Below are 9,492 nucleotides of genomic sequence, written 5' to 3'. Positions count from 1 at the left end.
CTCCTCGCCGCCCGATTCCCCCCCCCCACTTCCCCCCCCCCCCGCCCCGGTCCCGGCCTACTCGGACTCCCAGCCCACGAGCGTCCAGTCCAGGTCCTCGCTGCCCTTGAAGAGCGGCGAGCCGTAGTTCGCCAGCTTCTGCTTGGCGAAGGTGATCAGCGGCCCGTTGAACGCGATGCCCATGGAGTAGTACTTGGCCATGTGCTCCTTCTCGATGTCCATCGCGGCCTTGATGCGCTCGGTGTCGTCCTCGATCTGCGGGACCTCCGCGATCCGGCGGTCCAGTTCCTCGTCGCCGACGCCGTTGGCCGAGACCTTGGTGTCGTAGAACTGCTTGACCGTGTTCGTCGGATCGGAGCCGACCGTGTATCCGGAGATCGTCATCTGGAACGTCCGCTCGCCCATGACCTTGCCGAAGTCCGAGGAACCGCGCTGGTCGATCGAGACCTCCATCCCGGCCTTGTTCAGCTGGTCCTGGAGCGTCTGGACGAGCGCCAGGGTCGTCGGGTCGTCGCCGAAGTTGGTGATCGAGAACGCCACCTTCTCCCCGTCCTTGGCCATGACGCCGTCCGCGCCCTCCTCGTACCCGGCGTCCACGAGCACCTGCTTGGCCGCCTCGGCGCCCGGCTCCTCGACGGGGTAGTTGTCCTGGTAGTGCGGCGAGACCGGCAGGAGCATCATCGATCCCGGCGTCTCCTCCTCCCAGTTCAGTCCGCTGTAGCGCACGGCGGCGAGCGCCTTGCGGTCCACAGCCGTGAAGATCGCCTCGCGGACGGCGACGTCGCTGACGACGTCGGCCTGGGCGTTGATGTTCATGCCGCCGGCGAAGAGCCGCTGGCCGCGGCGGACGTCCGCGTCGGGGGTTCCGTCGAGTTGCTGGTAGCGGTTGAGCGTGTTGGCCGCGGTCGCGTCGATCTCGCCGTTCTTGAAGGCCGCGATGGTCGCCGAGTCCTCCATTTGGCGGAACACGATCGTGTCCAGCTTGCCGGGTTCGCCCCACCAGGCGTCGTTCTTCTTGTAGGAGATCGTCTGCGCGGCGCTGTCGTACTGGTCCAGCGTGTAGGGGCCCGCGCGCCACTCGGGATGCGGTTCGCCGACGAACCCGTCATTGAAGACCTCGGGCGTGTTCACGTCGGGGTGGACGAGACGGTAGAACAGGGCGTCGACGGGGAACGTCGGCGTCTTCATGACCACGGTGACGTCCTTGGCGGTCTCGCCCTGCTCGACGGACTCGATGTACTCGTAGCTGCCCGGGCTGACGATGTCGTTGTCCTCGATGGAGCCGTCGAGCTGCTTCCACGTGTTGATGAAGGAGTCCGCCTCGATGGGCGTGCCGTCGTTCCAGGCGGCCTGCTCGTTGATCTTGATGGTGATGGTCTGGACCCCGTCCACGACATCGCTCTCGAACTCCGTGCAGAAGTCCTCCTTGAGCTGGGGCGTGCCCACGGCGTCCCCGGTCCAGCAGCCGGCCTGGTTCATGGGCGAGAGCAGGAACGCGTTGTCGGCGGAATTGCCGGCGTTGGTGTGACGGTTGAAGTTCGGCCCGACGTTGCCGACCGGGAGGGTCAGGGTCCCGCCGTCGGCGAGCGCCTCGCGGGGCTGCTCGTTGATGTCCACGAGCTGGGCGAGGTCGTCGCCCGAGACGCCGGCCGCGGCCGAGGCCGGGCCGCCGCTTCCGTTGCCGCCGCCCGCGCATGCGGTCAGCAGCAGGGCGGCGGACAGCGCCGCGCCTACCTTGATGTGGTTGTTCATGGCATACCTTTCTCAGTGGTCCTGTCCCGTGGTCCGGTCGAGGCTTGTCGCCGCGGCGCTGACGTGGCCCGCGGAATGTCCCTGGACGACGACGGCGTCGTCCAGGCGGTCGTCGGGGTAGAAGCAGGCGTGGCCGTGGTCGGCGGCCACCGCTTGCAGCTCGGGCACCTCGTCGAGGCACTTCTGCCGGCGTTCCGGCGGGAGGCCCGCGAAGATGGGGCACCGCGAGGCGAAGTTGCACCCCCGGGGCGCGTCGAGCGGCGTGGGCAGGTCGCCGTCGAGGATGATCCGGCGCCGCGCGCGCTCCACCCGGGGATCGGGGATGGGGATCGCCGAGAGGAGGGCCCGCGTGTAGGGGTGCCGGGGGCGTTCGAAGACCTCGTCGACCTCCCCGATCTCCACGATCCGGCCCAGGTACATCACGGCGACGCGGTCCGAGATGTGCCGGACGACGGAGAGGTCGTGGGCCACCATGAGGTAGCTGAGGCCGCGCTCGGCCCGCAGCTGGTCGAGGAGGTTGACCACGCCCGCCTGGACGGAGACGTCGAGGGCGGACACGGGCTCGTCGAGGACCACGAGCCGGGGGTTGGTCGCGAGCGCCCGCGCGATGCCGATCCGCTGCCGTTGTCCTCCCGAGAACTGGTTCGGGAAGCGGTTGACGTGGTCCGGTTGGAGGCCCACGGTCCGCATCAGCTCGAGGATGCGGCGCCGGATCTCGGGCTTGGCCACGCATTGGTTCTCGAGCGGCTCGGCCAGGATCTCGTAGACCGTGAACCGCGGGTCCAGCGCCCCGGTGGGGTCCTGGAAGACCATCTGGAGGTCCTTGCGGACCCCGGTGCGGACCTCGTTCCGGCTCGCCTCGCCGTTTCCGACGCCGTTGATCCGGATCTGCCCGTCCGTCGCCTTCTTGAACTCCATGATCTCGAGCAGCGTGGTGGTCTTGCCGCAGCCGGATTCGCCGACGATCGAGAAGCACTCCCCCTCCCGGATGTCGAAGCTGAGCCCGTCGACGGCCTTGACGGTACCGATCCGGCGCTTCACGAGCGCGCCCTTCATGAGCGGGAAGTGCTTCTTGACGTCGCGCAGCTCCAGGACCGTGCGCCGCTCGGCCCGGGGGACGTCGGCGAGCAGCGATCCCGGGATCTCGGGCGCCGAGAAGACCTGGTGGGCGTCCGGGTTGTCCCTGACGAGGTCGGTCTTGAGGCAGGCCGCGCTGTGGCCCGGGCTTCCGTCGACCGGTACGAGCGCCACGTCGGAGCGGGTGCATTCCTCGGAGGCGAGCGGGCAGCGCGGGGCGAACGCGCACCCGGGCGGCGGGTCGACGAGGTTGGGCGGCGTGCCGTGGATGGGCACGAGCGACTCGGACGTGGTCTGGTCCACGCGGGGCACGGCCGCCAGCAGGCCGAGCGTGTAGGGCATGCGCGGGCCGTAGTAGATGTCCTCGACCGTCCCGTTCTCGACGGCCCGTCCGGCATACATGACGACGATGTCGTCGGCCATGCCGGCCACGACGCCGAGGTCGTGGGTGATCATCATGACGGCGGCGCCGGTCTCCTCCTGGGCGGCCTTGAGCACCTCGAGCACCTGCGCCTGGATGGTCACGTCGAGCGCCGTCGTGCATTCGTCGGCGATGATGACCTGCGGATCGTTGGCGATGGCGATGGCGATCATCACCCGCTGGCGCATGCCGCCGGAGAACTCGTGCGGGAACGCCTTCATGCGCTCCCTCGGGCTCGGAATGCCCACGAGGGCGAGGAGCTCGACGGCGCGGGCGGCCTTGGCCTGCCGGCTCATCCGGGGGTGGTGGACCGTGAGCGCCTCCATGATCTGGTCCCCGACCGTGAAGACGGGGGTCAGGGAGGAGAGCGGGTCCTGGAAGACCATGGCCACCTCCTTGCCGCGGTACCGGCACATCTCCTTGTCGCCCAGGCCGAGCAGCTCGGTTCCCCGGTAGCTGATGGAGCCCGTGATCCGCGCGGTCTCGGGCAGCAGCCCCATGACGGCCATCGACGTCACGGACTTTCCGGATCCGGACTCGCCGACGACCCCGAGGGTCTTGCCGGGGTGCAGGTCCAGGTCGATGCCCCGGACCGCGTGGATCACGCCGTTCTCCGTGTTGAAGCGGACGTTGAGGTCCCGGACGCTCAGCACGGGGGCGGGGCCCTGCGCGAGGGTGCCGGCCGCTCCCGTTCCCGGGGCGGGCCGGGCACCCGCGCCCGCGGCCGGAGTGTCACCTAGGGGTCGCTGCTTCATGGCTTGGCCTTTCCGACGGACGTCGAGTGCGGGTCGAACGCGTCCCGCAGGCCGTCGTTCATCATGGCCAGCGCTCCCGTGAGGAAGAACATCGCCGCGAGCGGGAACCAGAACATCCACGGGAAGGAGCTGACCTGGGAGGAGGCCTGGGCGATGAGGACGCCGAGGCTGATGTCCGGGTCCTTGACGCCGATTCCCACGAAGGAGAAGGAGATCTCGGCCAGCACGGCCAGGGAGATGCCCTTGGTGACCTCGAGGACCAGAAGGGAACCGATGTTCGGGACCAGATGGCGCCAGACGATCTTGAAGGGGTGGACCCCCATGAACTGGGCCGCCTTAATGAACTCCCGCGTCATGAGGGACAGCCCGAGCGAGCGGATGAGTCGGGCGGCGCCCATCCAGCCGAAGAGCAACAGGACCGCGGTGAGCAGGATCCACCCGGGGACGTTCTCCTTGAGCCCGCCGCCGCCGCTCGTGGCGATGGCCACGATGAGGATCGTCGGGACCATGATCAGCGTCTCCAGGAACAGCAGCATGTACTTCTCGACCCGGCCGCCGAAGTAGGCCATCGTGCAGCCGTAGACCGCCGCCAGCAGGGCCGATCCGAGACCGACGATCAGTCCGATGACGATCGAGGTCCGGACGCCGTCCACCATCTGCATGTAGAGGTCCCGCCCGCTTTGCGACGTCCCGAACCAGTGCTCGGCCGACGGCCCCTGCGAAACCGCGAGCGGATCGATGGTCCGGCTGTCCCACGGGCTCAGGAGTCCGCCGAAGGCGGCGAAGACGCACAGGAAGCCGAACATGCACAGACCGAGGACGGCCGTCCGGTTGCGCAGGAAGCGGCGGAGGATGATGGCGTTCTTGCTCTTGACGACGCCGTGCTCGAGCGTCGGCTCCGCGTCCGGCTCCCGGGTGCCGATGTCCCGGGGGTCCGGGGTTCCCCACGTGGTCATGAGACCCTCACTCTCGGATCGACGAGCGTCGTGGCGAAGTCGGCCAGGATGGCGCCGATGGCGAAGATCAGCGAGGCGTAGGCGACGGTGGCCACGGTGCCGTTCACGTCGGCCATGGAGATCGCCTGGATGCCCCACAGCCCGATGCCCGGCCAGGCGAAGATGGCCTCCGCGAAGAAGCCTCCCGTGAAGATGGCCGGGATGGTGAAGGCGATCGACTGGGCGACGGGGATGAAGGAGACGCGCAGCGCGTGCCGGCTGATCGCCTGGTTGCGGGTCAGCCCCTTGGCCCGCGCGGTGCGCACGAAGTCGGCGTTGACGTTGTCGAGGAGGTACTGGCGCTGCGCGATCTGGTAGGCCTGCCAGCCCATGACCGTGATGGCGAACGTCGGCACGGCGTAGTGGGCGGCCATGTCCCAGAAGGCCTCCCAGCCCGGCTCGACCCCCGGGGTGGCGATGCCCGTGACGAAGAAGATCCGCTCGCCCGCCATGGCGTTGATCTGGATGGCCCCGAGCTGGATCAGGAAGTAGCCGATCGGGGCCGGGAGGATGTAGACGAAGTAGCTGTAGCCGGTGATGAGACGGTCGGAGATCTTGTACTGCCGCGCCGCGGAGACGACGCCGAGGACGACGCCGATCACGAGCGTCAGGATGATCGCGGCGAGGAAGAGGCGGGTCGAGACCCAGACGCGGTCCCCGAACTGCTCGTTGACGAAGGCGCTGTTGGGGCTGCGGCCCCAGTCCCACCGGAAGAGCACGCCCGAGAGCCAGTCGACGTAGCGTTCCCAGGGCGAGGCGGTCGGGTCCAGCCCGAGGCCCTTGAAGGAGCGTTCGACCTGTTCGGGCGTGGGGCGGGGGATCCGTTCCTGTTCCAACAGCGCCGGCTTCATGGTGCTCACGGCCAGGAAGTAGGTGGCGGACGTGGTCAGGAAGATCATGACCACGTAGGTCGCCGCCCGGCGGCCCAGGTACTTCAGCATGGCGCACCCCGCCCCGCGGGCCCCCTCCCGGACCGGGGCGGCCGTACCCGCCCTGGACCTCCCCCAGCCGTCGACAGAACCACGGACCACGCTCCTCACACGCCACGTCAATCAGGCGGAAATCCGCCAGGAACCACTCGACAGATCGTGTTGATCGTCGGGGATTCCAGTCATTCTAGGCACACTCCGCGTCGCCCTTGCGCCGCCTCCACGGAATCACGCCCGCGGAACGTGGAATCGTCGAGCAGGACGGGTGGCCGGGTCCACCGAAGGGGTCATTGAAGCCTGGCGTGGATGCCCCTACAATGCCCCGCCCCGTGACGCGGGTCACATCTGGCCGCGCCGTGGCGCGCATCGGGCAGCGGCGCGCGGCGACCAGGCGCCGCCACCCTCGACGTGAAGGTTACGTTTCGGAAACGATCGGCGCGGGCAGAGCGGCCTCGCTGGAGGGCGAAAAGTCCTGAAATAACGATTTGATATCCGGGCGCGCCGCCGGGGCCGGCGTGCCGGCGGCGGCGTTGGAACCCCACGGGTTAACGACGAAAGTCCCAGCGGCCTGGGCCTGCTGGGACTTCGCGGAGAGCTCCCCCGACTGGACTCGAACCAGTAACCCTTCGATTAACAGTCGAATGCTCTGCCAATTGAGCTACGGGGGAAGGCAACGGATAAGACTATACAAGAGCCGCGCCGCCGACGCTAAATCACGGGCCTCCCCCTGGCTCAGTCCCCGCGCAGGGCGCGCCGCCGGATCTCGAGCTCCATGAGCTCCCGGTTGATCCGCTGGAAGCCCTCCGGGTCCGCGGCGGGATCCATGCGCTGGAGCTGTCCGATCCGCTCCGCCTTCTGGTGGGTGATCTGCAGCTCGAACAGGCGGTTCATGATGTCCCGGCAGTACCGCGCGAGCGCCTCCGTCGAGTTCGCCGGCAACGGCATCACGGCCATCTCCGACACGAGCGGCCGCAACGGTTCCGGCACCTCCTGCCGGATCGCCTCGACCCAGCGTGACGGCGTCGCGCCGGACGCGCCGGCGGCCCGAACGGCCGCGTGGACCGCGGCGTGGGCCGGCGCCAGGAAGCGCGCCTCGTAGAACGCCTGCCACTGCTCGGGCGTCAGCATCGCGGGCTGCTGCAGGACCACCTCGAGCGACTCCCGCTCCATCCGCGTCACGGGATCGTTCACGTCGGGCTGCTGGTGCGCCGGCGGGGAGTACGACGACGGGGCGCCGGCCCCGCCGTCGTACCCCCTCCCCTGCTCCGCGCCCGGGCGCGCCGCGTCCCGGCCCTCGCGGTCCGCGGCACCCTGCCGCCGTCCGCGCTCCGTCCCGGCCGGCGGAGCCTCGCGGGCCCGCTTGGCCGCGGCCGAGACCGCGCGGTGGACGTCGTCCATGTCCATGCCGAGCCAGCCGGCGAGCTCGCGCGCATAGGCGGGGCGCATCGCGGAGTCGCGGATGGCGGCGATGATGGGGGCGGAGGTGCGCAGCGCCTGGACGCGGCCCTCGACCGTGTCCAGGTCGAACTTCTTCAGGCCGACCTTGATCGCGAACTCGAACAGCGGGCGCTTCGACGCGATGAGTTCCCGGACGGCCTCCGGCCCGCGCTGCTGGCGCAGCTCGCAGGGATCGGCGCCGCTCGGTTCGACGGCCACGTAGGTCTGGGCGATGAACCGCTGGTCCTCCTCGAAGGCGCGCAGCGCGGCCTTCTGACCCGCCGCGTCGCCGTCGAAGGTGAAGACCACCTCGCCCCCGGTCCCGTCGTCCTGCAGGAGCCGCCGGGCGATCTTGATGTGGTCCGCTCCGAACGCGGTACCGCACGTCGCCACGGCCGTCCCGACCCCGGAGAGGTGGCAGGCCATGACGTCGGTGTACCCCTCGACGACGATGATCTGCCGGTTCCGCGTGATCTCGCGCTTGGCGAGGTCCACGCCGTAGAGGACCTGGGACTTCTTGTACAACTGGGTCTCGGGGGTATTGAGGTACTTGGGGCCCTGGTCGTCCTCGTACAGCTTACGGGCGCCGAAGCCGATCGTCGCCCCCGTGAGGTCGCGGATCGGCCACGTGAGGCGGCCGCGGAAGCGGTCGTAGATGCCCCGCTGGCCCTCCGAGAACATGCCGGTGAGCTTGAGCTCCTCGTCGTGGAAGCCCTTGTTGCGCAGGTGCTTCAGGAGCGCGTCCCAGCCCTGGGGCGCGTAGCCGACGCCGAAGTGCTCGCACGCGGCGCGGTCGAAGCCGCGCTCGGTAAGGAAGGCCCGGCCGGTCTCGGCGCCGGGCGTTCCCAACTGGGCGCGGAAGAACTCCTCGGCCACCTTGTGGGCGTCGATGAGCCGCTGGCGGCGGCCGACCTCCTGCCGGCTCGGGCCGGTGCCTCCGTCCTCGTAGCGCAGCTCGTAGCCGATGCGGGCCGCGAGCCGCTCGACGGTCTCCGAGAATCCCGTGTGGTCCATCTTCTGGATGAAGGAGATGACGTCGCCGCTCTCGCCGCACCCGAAGCAGTGGAACGACCCGACCTGCGGCCGGACGTGGAAGCTGGGGCTCCGTTCATCGTGGAAGGGGCACAGGCCCTTGAAGGATCCGACGCCCGCCGAGCGCAGCGTCACGTACCCCTCGACGACTTCCTTGATGTCGGTGCGAGAGCGGACCTCGTCGATGTCCTCGCGTTTGATCAGCCCCGCCATGCCCTCCAGCTTACTGGCGGAAGGCGACGCTTTGGACCCGGCGCCCGGCACCCGTCCCGGCGGACCCGCCCGGCCCTCAGCCGGCCTCGGAGGAGGACCTGCCCATGGCCCGGCCCGAGGCCCAGTAGGCCAGCGCGTGGACGTCCTTGCGCCCGAGCGACGTGTTCTCCTTCACGGCCCGGCGCAGCGTCCTGATCCGGCCGGACTCCCCCGCGATCCAGACGGCGTCCGCCCAGGCCAGGTCCGGCCCGGCGGCGGCCGCCAGCTCGTCACCGGTCCCGCGATCGATCGTCCAGGCCACGTCGGCGCGCTCCATGCCGTCGGTCTCGGGGCGGCCGTCCGGCGCGCCGCGCCAATCCTCGGCCGGCAGCAGGACGATGTGGACGCGGGCCTCGGCGCCGTCGGCGGCCAGCGCCGCGGCGACGTCGCGCGCCGCCGGCAGTGAGGCGAGGTCCGCGAGCAGGACATGGCGGCGGCCCGGCCCGGTGGGGTACTCCTTGGATCCGTAGACGGTCGCGGCGAGCACCTCGCCGGGTTCCGCGGTCCCCGCCCAGCCCGAGGCGGGCCCGGCGGGCTCATGGACCAGGAAGTCGACGTCGAACGTGCCCGCCTCCGGGTCGGCGTTGAGGACGGTATAGGCACGCTGGTGGGCCCTGCCCGGTGCGGCGGGATCCGGGAACCAGATGCGGATCCAGAAGGACGGGAAGGGCGGAGCGGCCCCGAAGAGGGTCGGTGAGGCGAACGAGAGGCGGAGCATGCGCCCCGGCAGCGGCCGCCGTGCCGTGAGGCGGATCTCGTGGTCGTCGGCCCGGAGCAGCTTGAGGACCGCCCCCTCGAAGCCGCGGGCCAGTCGCCGTGGGGCAGTGGACTGCTCGGACATG

General features: G+C 69.8%; 6 protein-coding genes and 1 tRNA gene. All 7 read right to left on the bottom strand.

The genetic code is table 11. From position 1 onward, the window contains the following. Positions 1-57: 57 nt before the first annotated feature. The 7 genes from ACQ3I4_RS01505 to ACQ3I4_RS01475 all read right to left on the bottom strand — a co-directional run bounded on the left by ACQ3I4_RS01505 (position 58) and on the right by ACQ3I4_RS01475 (position 9,491). Entirely contained in the window at positions 58-1,752 is a 1,695-nt protein-coding gene (locus tag ACQ3I4_RS01505; protein ID WP_329859904.1) for an ABC transporter family substrate-binding protein, read from the bottom strand. Positions 1,753-1,764: 12 nt separating this feature from the next. Beyond that, on the bottom strand, positions 1,765-4,005 hold the full coding sequence (locus tag ACQ3I4_RS01500; RefSeq protein WP_430632669.1) for a dipeptide ABC transporter ATP-binding protein: 2,241 nt from the start codon (positions 4,003-4,005) through the stop codon (positions 1,765-1,767). After that, positions 4,002-4,961: an ABC transporter permease gene (locus ACQ3I4_RS01495; protein WP_430632668.1), complete on the bottom strand. Its 960-nt coding sequence runs from the start codon at positions 4,959-4,961 to the stop codon at positions 4,002-4,004. Before ACQ3I4_RS01495 ends, ACQ3I4_RS01500 begins: the two co-directional genes overlap by 4 nt. Beyond that, complete coding sequence (locus tag ACQ3I4_RS01490; RefSeq protein ID WP_329859898.1) at positions 4,958-5,941, bottom strand: ABC transporter permease; 984 nt, start codon at positions 5,939-5,941, stop codon at positions 4,958-4,960. Before ACQ3I4_RS01490 ends, ACQ3I4_RS01495 begins: the two co-directional genes overlap by 4 nt. Before the next feature lie 583 nt (positions 5,942-6,524). Next, positions 6,525-6,597 (bottom strand) — tRNA-Asn (locus tag ACQ3I4_RS01485). Between the two features lie 64 nt (positions 6,598-6,661). Then, positions 6,662-8,611 carry a DNA primase gene (gene dnaG, locus ACQ3I4_RS01480; protein WP_430632667.1) on the bottom strand — a complete coding sequence of 650 codons (1,950 nt, stop codon included), beginning with the start codon at positions 8,609-8,611 and terminating at the stop codon, positions 6,662-6,664. Between the two features lie 76 nt (positions 8,612-8,687). Further along, the gene (locus ACQ3I4_RS01475) at positions 8,688-9,491 is read right to left on the bottom strand and encodes a siderophore-interacting protein (RefSeq protein ID WP_430632666.1); all 804 of its coding nucleotides are present in this window, start codon (positions 9,489-9,491) and stop codon (positions 8,688-8,690) included. Position 9,492 lies beyond the last annotated feature (1 nt).

This window comes from Zafaria sp. Z1313 (assembly GCF_050563205.1).
Taxonomy (GTDB): domain Bacteria; phylum Actinomycetota; class Actinomycetes; order Actinomycetales; family Micrococcaceae; genus JAZDCJ01.
This window is presented reverse-complemented; position numbering and strand designations above follow the sequence as displayed.

Excerpts from the sequence above, each read along its gene's own strand:
- ACQ3I4_RS01505 (WP_329859904.1), bottom strand. The coding sequence starts at position 1,752 with ATGAACAACCACATCAAGGTAGGCGCGGCGCTGTCCGCCGCCCTGCTG.
- ACQ3I4_RS01475 (WP_430632666.1), bottom strand. The coding sequence starts at position 9,491 with ATGTCCGAGCAGTCCACTGCCCCACGGCGACTGGCCCGCGGCTTCGAG.
- dnaG (WP_430632667.1), bottom strand. The coding sequence starts at position 8,611 with ATGGCGGGGCTGATCAAACGCGAGGACATCGACGAGGTCCGCTCTCGC.
- ACQ3I4_RS01500 (WP_430632669.1), bottom strand. The coding sequence starts at position 4,005 with ATGAAGCAGCGACCCCTAGGTGACACTCCGGCCGCGGGCGCGGGTGCC.
- ACQ3I4_RS01490 (WP_329859898.1), bottom strand. The coding sequence starts at position 5,941 with ATGCTGAAGTACCTGGGCCGCCGGGCGGCGACCTACGTGGTCATGATC.
- ACQ3I4_RS01495 (WP_430632668.1), bottom strand. The coding sequence starts at position 4,961 with ATGACCACGTGGGGAACCCCGGACCCCCGGGACATCGGCACCCGGGAG.